Genomic DNA, 13930 nt, shown 5'->3' on the forward strand with positions numbered 1-13930 from the left:
CGTCTCCCTAATAGCCCAACGCATGCGGCAGCGCCGTGCTGATGGCGGGCACGAACGCGATCACCAGCAGGCACAGCAACAGCAGGCCGAGATAGAGTGCGATCGGCTTGATGGTCTGCTCGATCGGCACATTGCCGATCAGGCAGGCGCCGTAGAGCCCAAGACCAAGCGGCGGGGCAAACAGCCCGAGCCCCATCGCGATGACCAGCACGACGCCGAAATGCAAGGGATCGATGCCAAGCTTGACGGCGACCGGCAACAGCAGCGGCCCGAAGATGATCAGCGCCGCGGCGCCTTCCAGCACCGAGCCCATCACCACCAGCACCAGGATCGACAGCAGCATGAACAGCCAGACGCCATGGCTGCCCGAGATCGCCAGCATGAGCTCGCCGACCGCGTGCGGCACCTGCTGCAGCGTCAGGATGAAGGCGAGCGACTGCGCGGCAGCGACGATGAACAGCACCAGCCCGGATCGCACGGCCGATTGCACGAAGCAATGCGCGAGGCTCTTCATGCCGAGCTCGCGGAACAGCAGGCTGCCGACCGCAATGGCGTAGACCGCGGCGAAGGCCGAGATCTCGGTCGCGGTGGCAAAGCCGCTCTTGAAGCCGAAGAAGATCATGAAGATCAGCCCGAACGAGGCGATCGCGCCGGTCCACAGGCCCGAGACCGTCGCCCGCGGCTCGGCGTCGCCGCTCGCCTCAGGGCGCTTGCCGAAGATGATCGACACCGCGATCAGCGCCAGCGCCATCAGCGCGGCCGGCAGCATGCCGGCGACGAACAGGCCGCCGATCGACAGATTGGCGACGAAGCCGAGGATGATCAGGTTGATGCACGGCGGAATGGTCTCCGCCATCACAGCGGAAGCGGCGAGCAGCGCCACCGCGCCGCCCGGGTTCTGCCGCGAGCGGCGCGCCGCCGGGATCAGCACCGAGCCGACGGCTGCGACGTCGGCCATCTTGGAGCCCGAGATGCCGGAGAACAGCACCATCGACATCACCATCACGACATTGAGCCCGCCGCGCATCCGCCCGACCGCGCGCTGCAACAGCTCGATCAACCGCACCGACATGCCGTTGGCTTCCATCAGGTAGCCGACCAGGATGAAGAACGGGATCGCCAGCAGCACGAAATTGTCGATGCCGCGCGCCATCTGCTGGGCGAAGATCACGCCGGGCAGCGTGCCCTCGACCCAGATGAAGATCAATGCTGCCAGCGCCAGCGCAAAGCCGATCGGCAGTCCGCCGAACAAGGTGAGGAAGAAGCCGATCAGCATCAGCGTCTGCGACGATGGCACAGATGACGGCGCAAACGCATCCCAGGCGAGATAAATGCCGGCGACGACGGCCGTGGCGACGATGCCGGCCAGCATGTCGCGCAACGGCCGGCCGCAGAACGTCTCGAAGGCGAACACCGTCATGAACGCCGCACCGATGCCCATCGGATAGAACGTCCACTCCAGCGGCAGCCCGGAGCCGGACGTTTGCCCGGTGGTCAGCCAGCCCATCTTGACGGCGTTGAACGCGACGGTGCCGGCGATGATGGTGACGAGCAGTGCACCGGCCGCGTCGACGACCCGCCGCACCGCTTGCGGCAGCATGTCGACGAAGAAGGCGACGCCGAGATTCTCGCTGCGTGCGAGCGCGCTGGCCGCGCCGAAGAAGCTCGACCCGACCATCAGGCCGCGGGCGACGTCGTCGGACCATTCGACCGGCGCGTTGAACAGGAAGCGGGCCAGCACCGAGACGCAGACCACCAGGAGATCGGCGGCGAGCAGGATCGCGGCGATGGCGTCACTGACGGCGAGCAGCGGCGCCGTGATCCGATCGGGGCTGCTTCTCGTCGCAATCGCGGCGACCGACATGGCCGACCTCAGGCCTGGGTGGCGCGGATCAGATCGACGACAGCCTTGGCCTCGGGCCGCGCCTTGATGAAATTGTCGGTCTGCGGCAGCACGCGCTTGCGGAACGCTTCCTTGTCGCACTCGACCACCGTGACGCCCTTCTCCACCAGGCTCGCCAGCGCCTCCTTCTCCACCGCGAGCCCATGCACGCGGGTGTCCGCCGCGGCCTGCTTTGCCGCATCGAGAAAGCCTTCGCGCAGCTTGGGGGCCATGCGATTGAAGGTGGTGTCGCTGAAATAGACCGCGAGCGGCGAGAAGATGTGCTGGGTCAGCGCGTAATGTTTCGCGGTCTCGTAGAACTTGCTGGCCAGGATGGTCGGCGGATCGTGCTCGAGGCCGTCGAGCACCCCCGCCTGCAATGCGGTGTAGATCTCGCCGAACGCCAGCGGCGTCGCCGCGGCCCCCATCAACCGAAGGCATTCGGTGATGATCGGGTTGGGCAGCGTCCGGATCTTCAAGCCGGCGAGATCTTCCGGCGTCTTCACCGGCTTCTTGGCCAGCACGCTGCGCGCGCCGAAATTATAGGCCCAGCCGATGATGTGGATGCCGGCGCCCTTCAGCAGTGCATCCTCGATCGGCTTCGCCGCGCCGGCATCGAACGCCTTGGTCTGCTGCTGGTAGCTGGTGAAGAGGTAGCCGAGGTCGAAAGTGCCGACCAGCGGCACGAGGTTGGCCGAGATCGACGAGCCCGAGACCATCAGGTCGATCACCCCGAGCTTCACCGAGTTGATGACATCGATCTCCTGGCCGAGCTGGTTGTCGGGAAAGAAGGTGACGTCGATCTGCTCGCCGAGCCCGTTGGCCTTCAGGGTCTTGACGAGGTTGTCGTAGTAGACGCGGCCGTTGGCGTATTTGGGGTCGTTCGGCAGCGACGACGAGCACCGCATTTTCATGGTCGCGGCGTCGGCGCGGCCGATGATGGCGGGCGCAGCGACAAGCCACGCTGCGGCAGCGGCCGATGACCGCAACAGAATACGGCGGCTCACGCGCATCGACGTCATGATGAAGCTCCTCCCCAGGAACGGATCGTTTATTGTGTCGGCCGCGACGCTGGCTGGCGCCAGCTTGGCAGACCATTTGTCATAATGTATGACAAATGAAATGCAGTTGTGCAAGAGCCGGCTCGGCGCCGGCACCAACCCCAGCGAGGCACCCGATGTTCCAGACATCCAACGCGTTGCGTCGGAGCGTGCACAGCCAGGTCGCCGACCGCGTCGGCGGCAGCATCGTGCGCGGCGAGATCGGCGTCGGCGAGACGCTGCCCCCCGAAATTCAGATCTGCGAGATGATGGACGTCAGCCGCACGGTGGTGCGCGAGGCGATCCGCACCTTGACCGGCAAGGGCCTGATCGAGTCCCGGCCCAAGGTCGGCACACGGGTGCGGCCGCCCGAGCAGTGGAATCAGCTCGATCCCGACGTGCTGCGCTGGCGCCTCGAGACCACGGAGATCGATCGCTATCTGGCAAAACTGTTCCAGCTGCGCTCCGCGGTCGAGCCGGCCGCCGCGGCGCTGGCGGCGGCCCATGCGGGGGACGACGACATCGCCCGCATCCGGGCCGGGTGCGACGGCATGGACGCGGCGAAGACAAATGAGGACTTCGTCACCGCCGACATCGCCTTCCACCAGGCGATCTATTTCGCGACCCGCAACGAGTTCTTCTGGCCGATCGCACAGATGTTCGAGATCACCCTGCGCCAGAGTTTTACGATCGCAGCTCCCGGCTCGCATCGCCCGCGCGCGCTGATCGAACACCGCGCAGTGCTCGACGCGATCGCCGCCGGCGATGCCGAGGCCGCGCGCGCCGCCACGGTGGTGCTGCTGGCGCATTCCGCCGACGATCTGGTGCGGATTCGGGGACGGGAGTTCGAGACGACGGCGAGGAGGCCTGCGCGCAAGCGGTGATGGCAGCGAAACTCTCTCCCCATCGTCGTTCTTGAAGCGACGCTGCTATTTCGAGCGCGCCACCGTGGTGCCGTCCCAGTCCCCGCCGGCCGGATTGTCGAGCTGGTGTTGGCACCGCGCGATCATCTGCGTCGAGGCCACGTCCGTACCGCGGAGTTTCAGGGTCCTCTCGAACGCAGCGATCGCTGCGGTGAAATCACCGGCGCGCCAGGCCGAAAGCCCGGCCTCATAGGACGCGATCCAGTCGCGCGCGATCGCGCCCTCGTCGGCCATTGCGAGCAATTCGTAGATCTCGAGCCCGCCAGCGCGGCCGTAGACGGCGAGACGGTCGAGCTCGCGGACGACGATGCGGTCACCGGCCAGACGCCGTGTCTCCGGACCGATGATGATGGTCGATCCATAGACCTTGTTGGTGCCCTCGAGGCGGCTTGCGATGTTCACGGCGTCGCCGATCACGGTGTAGTTGAGCCGCACCTCTGAGCCGATATTGCCGACCAGCATGTCGCCGGAATTGATGCCGATGCGGATGCTGACCGCCTCTCCGCTGTCGTCGACAAGGCCGGCCTGCGCGACCGCGCGCTGGCAGGCAAGCGCCGCCCGGCAGCAATCCGTGGCATGATCCGGATTGGCCGCCGGCGCACCCCAGAACGCCATCACGGCGTCACCGATGAACTTGTCGATCGTGCCGCTCTCCTGCTGGATCGCCGCAGAGACGATGTCGAAGTAGCGCGACAGCAAGGGGATGATGCGATCGCCGAGCCGCTCCGACATGCCGGTGAAACCCGCAAGGTCGACGAACATCACGCTCATCGGCCGCACCGCGCCGCCGAGCCGCGCGCCATTGCCGTCGCTGACCAGCCGCCGCACCAGATCGGCCGGGATGTATTTGCGGAACGCGGCGAGCCCCTGCGCCATGTCGCCGATCGCACCCGACAGGTTCTCGATCTCGGCAAGGCGCGACGGATGTCGCGCGACCTTGTCGAGGTCGAAGCGCTCGACATGCCTGATCTCGCCGACCACCTTGATCAGGGGCGCCGCGATCAGGCGCTGCGCCAGCCAGGCCGACAACAGCCCCGCGGCCGCGATCAGCGCCGCGAGCCCGATCAGCAGGCTGCGGATGGTCATCCGCACCGGGCCGAGGAATTCGGATTCCGGCACCACCGTCACCAGCGACCAGCCCGGAAACGAGATCGGCGTCAGCACCGCCTGATAGGCCTGCCCGTCCCGCGTCACCTGGGAACGGAACGCTTCGCCCTCGCCGGGATCGTAGGCCTTGCCGGCCTGCCTGATCGCCGCGACCGCGACCGGCAGCAGCGGGTGGTCGGTCTTCAGCGCATTCAGCTCGTCGGCGTCCTGATCCGGCGACGCGATGACGCCGCCGTCGCGATCGAGCAGGAAGGCGCCCGCGGACTTGCCGACCGTGAGTTGCGACAGGAAGTTCGAGACCCGGGTCAGTTCGATGATGATCGCGAGCACGCCGGTGCGCTCGCCGTCGACGTCGATCGGCACCGCCAGCATCGCGGCCAGCCGCTCGCCGCGGGGCAGCGTCGTCAGCGTCGACCATTGCTGGTCGCGGGCTGCGATCGCATCGCGAAACCAGGGCTGCTCCGTGACCAGGTATTTGCCGTCCTCGACGGTGCTGCCCTTCGGCTTGATGTCGATGCCGGCATAATCGTATTGATCGGCCCGCAGCTTGCGGTCGGGCGAGATGGTCAGCATCTCGACGCCGGCGTCGCCGAGCTTGTGGGCGCCGAAAAACGAGCCGTCCGGCCAGCCGAACGCGACCCACGAGATGGTCGGTTGCGACTGCAATTGCGACAGGAACACGAACTGCCGCTTGCGCACGTCGCTCGCATCCAGCACCTTCTCGGTCAACAGCGTCCGCACCGCCGTCATCGACGAGCGCGCTTCGGTCGTGATCGACTGCAACTCGTCGCCGACCGCGGAGACGATCTGGTCGTTGATCGTGTCGGCCAGCGTCTGGCTGACCCGTTGTGCGGTGCGCCACCACAACAGATGCACGCCGACGGCGCTGACCAGGATCGAGGTCAGGACCAGGGCGGAGATGGCGCTGCGGATGCCAATGCGCATCGATGAGGTCCGGATCAGCGGTTGCTGTACCGCATTACGGAACATATCCGCGCTTGTTTCACCAGCGCTGAACGCAATGCAGCCCCCGGACACGGGCCTGTGACCATAGTTGAATGCATCTGCGACGAAACTTCTGGATTGTTGGCAGCGTACACGCCAAGACAGGACAGCCATCTTCGAAGGTTCCTTGATGCACGACATCACGATTCCGGCCGCCTTGATCGCCGGCCTGGTCAGCTTCCTGTCGCCCTGCGTGCTGCCGCTGGTGCCGCCCTACCTGATCTATCTGACCGGCGCGACCATCGAGCAGGTCAACCAGGACGGCGCCACCGCGGCTTCCAAGCGCGCGGTGATGACCGCGGCGCTGATGTTCGTGCTCGGCTTCTCCACCGTGTTCGTCGCACTCGGCGCCAGCGCCTCCATCGTCGGCGGGCTGGTGCGTGCTTGGTCGGCCGAGCTCTCGATCCTGGCCGGCATCGTCATCATCATCATGGGCCTGCACTTCCTCGGCATCACCCGGATCGGCCTGTTGATGCGCGAGGGGCGGCTGACCGCGCCCAAGCCGGTCGGGTTGTGGGGCGCCTATGTGATGGGCCTGGCATTCGCTTTCGGCTGGACGCCGTGCATCGGGCCGATCCTCGCCGCGATCCTCTCGATCGCCGCCTCCCAGGCCACGGTGACCAAGGGTGCCGGCCTGCTCGCAGTCTATTCCGCCGGGCTCGGCATCCCCTTCCTGCTCGCAGCCTTCCTGGTCGAGCAGTTCTCCTCGCTGTTCGCGCGCATGAAGCGCCATCTCGACACCGTCGAGCGCGTGATGGGGGTGCTGATGGTGGTCACCGGCATCGGCTTCCTGACCGGCGCGGTGTCGGGCGTCAGCGTCTGGCTGCTGGAAACCTTCCCGGCGCTGCAAAATATCGGCTAGCGGCGTAACAACCTGGCCTCTCCCCGCGAAACTCCTGCCAAGACGCGGCCGTAACTTTTGGTTCGTGCCATTTGACGCCGTTCGTCCTGACCGCCTGCGCAGACGGCACAGCGAGATATTCGGGAGGGGTTTCGCATGAATTTCATCGTCAACCTGCTGATCCTGCTGCCGGCGCGGATCGCCTCGCACTTTGCCTGGGCCGGTCCACTGCTCATGCGGATCATCGTCGGCTACACCTTCATGCTGGCCGGCTGGGGCAAGTTCACCAACCTCGCCCAGGTCACCGAGAACTTCGCGGGCTGGGGCATTCCCTTCCCGACCATCCTCACCCCCTTCGTATCCGGCGTCGAATGCTTCGGCGGCGTGATGCTGATCCTGGGCCTGTTCACCCGCATCCCGGCGGCGATGCTCGCGGTTGTCATGATCGTCGCGATCAAGTCCGCGAAATGGGGTGACGTCGACTCGCTGGAGACGCTGCTCGGGTTCGAGGAAGCGACCTATTTCGCCGCCTTCATGTGGCTCGCGATTGCCGGTCCCGGCGCCGCCTCGCTCGACCGCCTGCTGGTCAACCTGACGGCGGGCCGGAAGGAGCCGACCTGAGAGGCGTCCCTCACAATCCCGTGACGTGGCGAGCCCCGGTCTCAATCGACGCGTAGCTGGCACAACCAAGCGCTCACCGAGGGCCCGCCATGTCATTCGTCCGCCTCGCCGCCGTTCTCGCCGTATTGGCCGCATCGCCTGCATGGGCGGCCGACAGTCCGGCATGGAGCGGCTGGAGCCACGATCTGTTCGCACGCGCCACGACCGAGAAGCGCTTCGTCATCCTCGATCTCGAAGCGGTGTGGTGCCACTGGTGCCACGTGATGGAGAAAACGACCTACGCCGACCCCAAGGTGCAGGAGCTGCTGGCGGCGAAATATCTCCCGGTCCGCGTCGACCAGGACGCCAATCCGGACCTCTCCAGCCGCTACGGCGATTGGGGCTGGCCTGCGACCATCGTGTTCGCGCCTGACGGCAGCGAGATCGCCAAGATCAGGGGCTATATCGAGCCGGAGCGGATGCAGTCGCTGCTCAAGGCGATCATCGACGATCCCTCGCCGGGCCCGTCGGTCGGCGAGGCCTTCGCGATCAAGCCCGCCGCGTCGGCCTTTCTCGGCAAGGCGCAACGCGCCGAACTGACCAAGACCTTCGACGAATCCTACGACGAGACGCTCGGCGGCTGGGGCGAGAACCAGAAATATATCGACGCCGACAGCCTCGACCTTGCGATCAGCCGGGCCGAAGCCGGCGATGCCGCCGCGACGACGCGCGCCAGACGGACGCTGGATGCCGCGATCGCGCTGATCGATCCGGTGTGGGGCGGCGTGTTCCAGTATTCCGAGGCCGGCTCGTGGAGCCATCCGCATTTCGAGAAGATCATCTCGTTCCAGGCGCAATATCTCCGGCAATACAGCCAGGCCTATGCGCAATGGAAGGACCCGAAATATCTCGCGGCGGCGCGCGATGTCGAGCGTTACCTCACGGAAGTGCTGCTCAGCCCCGACGGCGCTTTCTATGTCAGCCAGGACGCCGATCTCAATCACGACGTCGACGGCCATACCTATTATGCGCTGCCGGATGCCGCGCGCCGCAAGCTCGGCCTGCCCCGCATCGACACGAACCTCTATGCACGCGAGAACGGCTGGGCGATCTCGGGCCTCGTCGCCTATTACGACGCGAGCGCCGATCCCAAGGCGCTGGCGATCGCCGAGCGCGCCGCGAAATGGGTGCTCGCCAATCGGGCGCTGCCGGACCGCGGCTTCCGCCATGGCGACAAGGATCGCGGCGGCCCGTTCCTCGGCGACACCGTGGCGATGGGACAGGCGCTGCTCGATCTCTACGCCGCGACCGGCGATCGCGACTGGCTGGCGTCCGCGGCAAAGGCCGGCGACTTTGTCGCGACCTTCCGCGACGAAACCGGCGGCTTCTTCACCTCGAAAACGTCGGAGGGAACGGCCGGTGTGTTCGCAAAACCTGCAAAACTGATCGACGACCAGATCCAGGTCGCGCGCTTCATGAACATGCTCAATCGCTACACGGGCAACGAAGGCACGCGCGAACAGGCGGCGCATGCGATGCGCTATCTCGGTGCCGCATCGGCAGAGATGCCGCGGCCGATGCCTGGCGTGCTGCTCGCCGATGAAGAGCTGGCCACCGAGCCGACGCACATTACAATCGTCGGACACAAGGACGACGCCCGCGCCCAACGTCTGCATGCGATCGCCCGCGCCCTGCCCGCCCGCTACAAAAGGCTCGAATGGCTCGATCCGCGCGAAGGCAGGCTGCCCAATCCCGACGTCGACTATCCCGACCTCGGCGAGCCCGCGGCCTTTGCCTGCGGCAACCGCATCTGCTCGTTCCCGGCGTTCAGCGCCGAGGAATTACAGGCGAACGTGGCACAGATGGCGAAGCTGAAGCCGGCGCGCGCCGCGCAAAACTGATTAAAATACCGACTGTGCAGTGCAGCAGGCCGATCGGCTCGGCGCAACGAAATACTCTTTGGCCGATGGTGTTTGATATGGACCGGGCGTCCAACCAGGACCAAACAAAATTTTCTTTTGAAACGCTGTAACCAAATCGCCTGATACCCCGTAGCTGATCCTGGACGAGCACTCAAATCGCGGGAAGCACCGCGCCGCGGACGCCCCTGCGATCTGATTGTTCTCCGAATGTCCATCCGTTGTGCGGTCCGGGATCGAACGATCGTCGGATGCTCACGGCGCCACGTTCATTGTTTTCAAACAATCATCGAGGAGATCGTCATGAAGTTGAGTTCGAAGTCCGGCGCAACGCTTGCCGTCGCCGCGGCCACCCTGTTCCTCGCCGGCTCCGTGGTTTCGACCACCTCGACGGCCGCAAATGCCGCCACGGGCAAGTGCATGGCCGGCAATGCCTGCAAGGGCCAGAGCGCCTGCAAGGGCGGCGCCAACTCCTGCAAGGGCCTGAACGCCTGCAAGGGCACCGGCTTCTCGCTGAGCTCCGAAAAGCAGTGCAACGCGATGGGCGGCAAGTTCGTCAAGGGCTGATCGCATCGTCCCAAGAGGGCCCGGCGACTGCGCCGGGCCTTTCCACCGCACGACGCGGATTAATGATTCCAGCATGGGTAACCAAAGCGGACCATATCCGTAGCTATCTTTGGGTGCAGCCTTCGGCCAACTCACACGGTCCGCAGGCGGCGCACCTTCAACCATCTTGCACAAGGAGACGCACATGAAGCTTACAACCAAGTCGGGTGCCACGCTTGCCGCCGCCGCTGCGACGCTTTTCCTGGCCGGAGCCGTGGTGTCGACGCAGTCCTACGCTGCCAGCGAAGGCAAATGCGTTGGCGCCAATGCATGCAAGGGCCAGAGTGCCTGCAAGGGCGGCAATCACGCTTGCAAGGGTCAGAACGCCTGCAAGGGTCAGGGCTTTGCGGAGATGACGAAGGCCGACTGCACCGCGGCGAAGGGCAAGTTCAAGGCCGGGTGAACGGATCAGACCACGCGGGGGCCCGGTGTAGGCCGGGCCTCGTTTCCATGATAGTTTTCTGAAGTTGGGCGCCACGATCCCGGCGCCGGAAGCGCGGAGCGGCCATGAACGTTGCGAGCCGATCACCGGACAAGTCGGTGCTCGCAGAGCGCCCGCTGCAATCGGCCAAGCCGCCCTTCCTCGGCTTCGGCCTCGGCCTGCGCGCGCAGCATTATGACGAGATCCTCAACGGCGATCCGCCGATCGACTGGTTCGAGGTGATCAGCGAAAACTACATGTTGCCGGGCGGCCAGCCGCTGCGCATCCTCGACCGGATCTGCGAGCGCTATCCCGTGGTGATGCACGGGGTTTCATTGTCGATCGCCTCGACCGCGCCACCCAACTTCGACTATCTGCAGGGCCTGAAGGACCTCGCACGGCGCGTCCAGCCGAAATGGCTGTCGGACCATCTGTGCTGGACCGGTGTGCACGGCAAGAACCTGCACGATCTGCTGCCGATCCCCTACACGCGGGAAGCGCTCGATCATGTCGTGAGCCGCGTGCAGCTGGTGCAGGATTTCCTCGGCCGCGCCATCGTGCTCGAGAATGTCTCGACCTATGTGCAGTTCAACAATTCCGAGATGACGGAGTGGGAATTCCTCTCCGAGCTGTCGCGCCGCTCCGGCTGCTGGCTGCTGTTCGACATCAACAATGTCTATGTCAGCGCCTTCAACCATGGCTACGACCCGATGGCCTTCCTCAACGGCATTCCACCCGATCGCGTAGTGCAATTCCACATGGCCGGCCACAGCCATATGGGGACGCACATCATCGATACGCACGACCATCCGGTGTGCGAGGATGTCTGGGACCTCTATGTTGCAGCCTTGAAGCGGTTCGGGCACGTCTCGACCATGATCGAACGCGACGACAACATCCCGCCGCTCGACGAATTGCTGCTCGAGGTCAAGCGGACCCGCGAGATCGCGGAGCAAATCCTGCCCGCGAGAGCGCCGGCGCAATGAGCGAATTCGCGCGCCAGCAGAGCGACTTTCAGCGCGCCATCCTGACCGATGACGGGAGCGTCTTGTCCGAAATCCTCGACAGCCCGCGGGAGAATCGCGAGACGCTGCTCGGTGTTTACCGCTACGCCTATGGCTCGCGGCTGGTGGAGGCGATGCGCAATGATCACGAGCTGCTGCATCGCTTTCTCGGCGACGAGATGTTCGACGACATGGGCCATGCCTACGTCAAGGCAAGGCCGTCCGAGCATCCGAACCTCCGTTGGTTCTCGCAAGGGCTGCCGGGCTTCCTGAAGTCCACGGAGCCGTACAGCAACCATCCCGTGCTCGCCGACCTTGCCGCGCTGGAGAAGGCTTTGAACGACGCGTTCGACGCCGCCGAGGGCGCCGTGCTTGCTCTGGAGGCCATGGCCGGCTTCGCGCCCGAGACGTGGAACGACCTGGTGTTCCAACCGCATCCGAGCGCTGCCCGGATCGACCTGTCGACCAATGCCGTCGCGCTCTGGATGGCATTGAAGAACGATGAGGCGCCGCCCGAAGTGGAGACGCTAGCCGGGCCTGCGCGCGTCCTGATCTGGCGGCAGGACGCCACGCCGATGTTCCGCGAGCTGCCGACCGAGGAAGCGATGATGTGGGACGAAGCCTCCGCCGGCATTCCGTTCGGCGTGCTCTGCGAGATGCTCGCGACCTATGACGATCCCGATAACGCCGCGGCGCGCGGCGCCGGCTATCTGCACGGCTGGATCACGGCGGGACTGCTGACGGCGGCATCCATTCGCGAATAGGGGCGCGGCATGAGCGCCGACATCGTCAGCCAATTCATCGAACGCCTCAGCTGGGACAAGGTCGCGCGGCACATTGCGGCTGGTCGACCGGCGATCCTGCCGATCGGTGCCGCCGCCAAGCAGCACGGTTTTCATCTGCCGCTCAACACCGATCGGGTGCAGGCCGAGTGGTTCGCGGCGCAACTGGCCGAACGCATCGATGCGCTGATCTGGCCTACCGTCACCTACGGCTACTACCCCGCTTTCGTCGAATATGCCGGCAGCGCCAGCCTGTCGGCCTCGACATTCGAAGCCGTGGTGCACGAGATCGCTGCAGGCATCCTCGACGGCGGTATCGGCACATTGTTCGTGCTCGACACCGGAATCAGCACACTGGCTCCGGTCGAACGCGCGCTGGCGCGCTTCGACCCGGCCAGGGTGACGCATCTGCGGCTCTACCAGGGCCCGCGCTTCAGCCGCGTCGCCGGGCAGATCGCCGAGCAACGCCATGGCAGCCATGCCGACGAATTGGAGACGTCCCTGATGCTCGCGCTGGCGCCGGACCTGGTCGAGCCGGAACGCGCCGAAGCCAGCCCGGTGCTGCGGCAGGAGGTGCCCGGCCGCCTGACGCCATCGGACGGCAATTCGCCGAATTACAGCCGGTCCGGCAGCTACGGCGATCCGACGCTCGCGACACCAGCCAAGGGCGCGGCGCTGCTCGCGGCCATTCTCGACGATCTCGACGAGCAGGTGTCCGTGGCGCTTGGCAAGAACGCCATGCGACCGCAGCCCGGCACGTCGCGATGAACGGCATCTCGACATATCGCGTGATCGCCGGGGCGATGCTTATCGCTGCGATCCTCATCGGCATCGCGTCCTGTCATATCAAGGCACAGTCCGAGTTCATGCGCGGCGAGGGCATGCCTTACGACGCCTTCGACCGGCTGCCGAAGACCGATCTCGATGTGCCCGGCGGCACCATCCACGTCGCCTTTGCGCCCGGCGATATGGCGCTGCCGAAGGACAGGATATTCGACTGGGTCAGGGCGTCCGCCCGCGCGGTCTCGATCTATTACGGCCGGTTTCCCGTCAGCTCGTTGCGACTGCTGATCGTGCCGGTCGACGGTTCGCGGGTTCGCGGCGGCACCACGTGGGGCTATCGCGGCGCCGCGATCCGCTTGCCGATCGGCCGCGACGCCGGCGCCGACGACCTCAAGCGCGACTGGGTGATCGTGCACGAGATGGTGCACACCGCGCTGCCCGACCTCGACGACCGCTATGCCTGGCTCTCGGAGGGGCTCGCGGTCTATGTCGAACCGGTCGCCCGCGTGCAGGCCGGCGACCTCACCGCGCAGGAGATCTGGCAGGCAATGATGCGCGACATGCCCAAGGGCCTGCCGCAGGCCGGTGACCAGGGCCTCGACAATACCGACACCTGGGGCCGCAAATACTGGGGCGGCGCGATGTTCTGCCTGTTCGCCGACGTCGAGATCCGCAAACGCACCGGCAACAAATTCGGGCTGCAGGATGCCATGCGCGGCGTGCTCGCCGCCGGCGGCAATCACGAAAAGGACTGGCCGATCGGGCGGGTGCTCGCGACCGCCGACAAGGCCGTCGGCGTCGACGTGCTGGAACGGCTGCACAGCGCATGGGGATCAAAGCCGGTGACACCCGACCTCGCCGCCCTGTGGCGCGATCTCGGCGTCACGCTGCAGGGCAACGGCGTCACATTCGACGACGGCGCGCCGCTGGCGGCGATCCGAAAGGCAATTACAGAAGCGCGTCCGCACTAGCCGCTGTTCGTCGCGGCAGCACACGGCCCAACTCCGCTGGCTTTTG

General features: G+C 65.7%; 12 protein-coding genes and 1 pseudogene. 10 read left to right on the forward strand and 3 right to left on the reverse strand.

What is annotated here, in order from left to right; all coding sequences use genetic code 11:
- Positions 1–7: 7 nt before the first annotated feature.
- Both JQ507_24355 and JQ507_24360 read right to left on the reverse strand, forming a co-directional pair.
- Positions 8–1864, reverse strand: coding sequence for a TRAP transporter large permease subunit (locus JQ507_24355; protein ID QRI68058.1), 1857 nt, complete (start codon positions 1862–1864; stop codon positions 8–10).
- A gap of 8 nt (positions 1865–1872) precedes the next feature.
- Positions 1873–2904: a TRAP transporter substrate-binding protein gene (locus JQ507_24360; GenBank protein QRI68059.1), complete on the reverse strand. Its 1032-nt coding sequence runs from the start codon at positions 2902–2904 to the stop codon at positions 1873–1875.
- Positions 2905–2988: 84 nt separating this feature from the next.
- Here JQ507_24360 and JQ507_24365 point away from each other — a divergent pair.
- Positions 2989–3806 (forward strand): annotated as a pseudogene (locus JQ507_24365) (FadR family transcriptional regulator).
- A gap of 45 nt (positions 3807–3851) precedes the next feature.
- Here JQ507_24365 and JQ507_24370 read toward each other — a convergent pair.
- Positions 3852–5942, reverse strand: a complete 2091-nt coding sequence (locus JQ507_24370; GenBank protein ID QRI68060.1) for an adenylate/guanylate cyclase domain-containing protein — start codon at positions 5940–5942, stop codon at positions 3852–3854.
- 145 nt (positions 5943–6087) lie between these two features.
- Here JQ507_24370 and JQ507_24375 point away from each other — a divergent pair, with 145 nt between their 5' ends.
- The 9 genes from JQ507_24375 to JQ507_24415 all read left to right on the forward strand — a co-directional run bounded on the left by JQ507_24375 (position 6088) and on the right by JQ507_24415 (position 13884).
- A complete protein-coding gene (locus JQ507_24375) occupies positions 6088–6819 on the forward strand; it encodes a cytochrome C biogenesis protein CcdA (protein QRI68061.1) in 732 nt (243 codons plus the stop codon).
- Between the two features lie 135 nt (positions 6820–6954).
- Positions 6955–7419 carry a DoxX family protein gene (locus tag JQ507_24380; GenBank protein QRI68062.1) on the forward strand — a complete coding sequence of 155 codons (465 nt, stop codon included), beginning with the start codon at positions 6955–6957 and terminating at the stop codon, positions 7417–7419.
- An 89-nt stretch (positions 7420–7508) separates the two neighbouring features.
- Positions 7509–9299 carry a thioredoxin domain-containing protein gene (locus JQ507_24385; GenBank protein ID QRI68063.1) on the forward strand — a complete coding sequence of 597 codons (1791 nt, stop codon included), beginning with the start codon at positions 7509–7511 and terminating at the stop codon, positions 9297–9299.
- 321 nt (positions 9300–9620) lie between these two features.
- On the forward strand, positions 9621–9884 hold the full coding sequence (locus tag JQ507_24390) for a hypothetical protein (GenBank protein QRI68064.1): 264 nt from the start codon (positions 9621–9623) through the stop codon (positions 9882–9884).
- A 184-nt stretch (positions 9885–10068) separates the two neighbouring features.
- Positions 10069–10326: a hypothetical protein gene (locus tag JQ507_24395; protein ID QRI68065.1), complete on the forward strand. Its 258-nt coding sequence runs from the start codon at positions 10069–10071 to the stop codon at positions 10324–10326.
- Positions 10327–10430: 104 nt separating this feature from the next.
- Positions 10431–11330, forward strand: a complete 900-nt coding sequence (locus JQ507_24400) for a DUF692 domain-containing protein (protein QRI68066.1) — start codon at positions 10431–10433, stop codon at positions 11328–11330.
- Entirely contained in the window at positions 11327–12112 is a 786-nt protein-coding gene (locus JQ507_24405) for a putative DNA-binding domain-containing protein (GenBank protein ID QRI68067.1), read from the forward strand. The genes JQ507_24400 and JQ507_24405 overlap by 4 nt, the downstream gene beginning before the upstream one ends.
- Positions 12113–12121: 9 nt before the next feature.
- A complete protein-coding gene (locus JQ507_24410) occupies positions 12122–12898 on the forward strand; it encodes a creatininase family protein (GenBank protein QRI68068.1) in 777 nt (258 codons plus the stop codon).
- A 35-nt stretch (positions 12899–12933) separates the two neighbouring features.
- Positions 12934–13884, forward strand: a complete 951-nt coding sequence (locus tag JQ507_24415; GenBank protein QRI73493.1) for a hypothetical protein — start codon at positions 12934–12936, stop codon at positions 13882–13884.
- Positions 13885–13930 lie beyond the last annotated feature (46 nt).

It is taken from the genome of Bradyrhizobium sp. PSBB068, assembly GCA_016839165.1.
Classification (GTDB): domain Bacteria; phylum Pseudomonadota; class Alphaproteobacteria; order Rhizobiales; family Xanthobacteraceae; genus Bradyrhizobium.

What these genes read in the sequence shown, in the direction of transcription:
- JQ507_24355 (QRI68058.1), bottom strand. Translation starts at nt 1,864, where the DNA reads ATGTCGGTCGCCGCGATTGCGACGAGAAGCAGCCCCGATCGGATCACG.
- JQ507_24360 (QRI68059.1), bottom strand. Translation starts at nt 2,904, where the DNA reads ATGACGTCGATGCGCGTGAGCCGCCGTATTCTGTTGCGGTCATCGGCC.
- JQ507_24370 (QRI68060.1), bottom strand. Translation starts at nt 5,942, where the DNA reads ATGTTCCGTAATGCGGTACAGCAACCGCTGATCCGGACCTCATCGATG.
- JQ507_24375 (QRI68061.1), top strand. Translation starts at nt 6,088, where the DNA reads ATGCACGACATCACGATTCCGGCCGCCTTGATCGCCGGCCTGGTCAGC.
- JQ507_24380 (QRI68062.1), top strand. Translation starts at nt 6,955, where the DNA reads ATGAATTTCATCGTCAACCTGCTGATCCTGCTGCCGGCGCGGATCGCC.
- JQ507_24385 (QRI68063.1), top strand. Translation starts at nt 7,509, where the DNA reads ATGTCATTCGTCCGCCTCGCCGCCGTTCTCGCCGTATTGGCCGCATCG.
- JQ507_24390 (QRI68064.1), top strand. Translation starts at nt 9,621, where the DNA reads ATGAAGTTGAGTTCGAAGTCCGGCGCAACGCTTGCCGTCGCCGCGGCC.
- JQ507_24395 (QRI68065.1), top strand. Translation starts at nt 10,069, where the DNA reads ATGAAGCTTACAACCAAGTCGGGTGCCACGCTTGCCGCCGCCGCTGCG.
- JQ507_24400 (QRI68066.1), top strand. Translation starts at nt 10,431, where the DNA reads ATGAACGTTGCGAGCCGATCACCGGACAAGTCGGTGCTCGCAGAGCGC.
- JQ507_24405 (QRI68067.1), top strand. Translation starts at nt 11,327, where the DNA reads ATGAGCGAATTCGCGCGCCAGCAGAGCGACTTTCAGCGCGCCATCCTG.
- JQ507_24410 (QRI68068.1), top strand. Translation starts at nt 12,122, where the DNA reads ATGAGCGCCGACATCGTCAGCCAATTCATCGAACGCCTCAGCTGGGAC.
- JQ507_24415 (QRI73493.1), top strand. Translation starts at nt 12,934, where the DNA reads ATGCTTATCGCTGCGATCCTCATCGGCATCGCGTCCTGTCATATCAAG.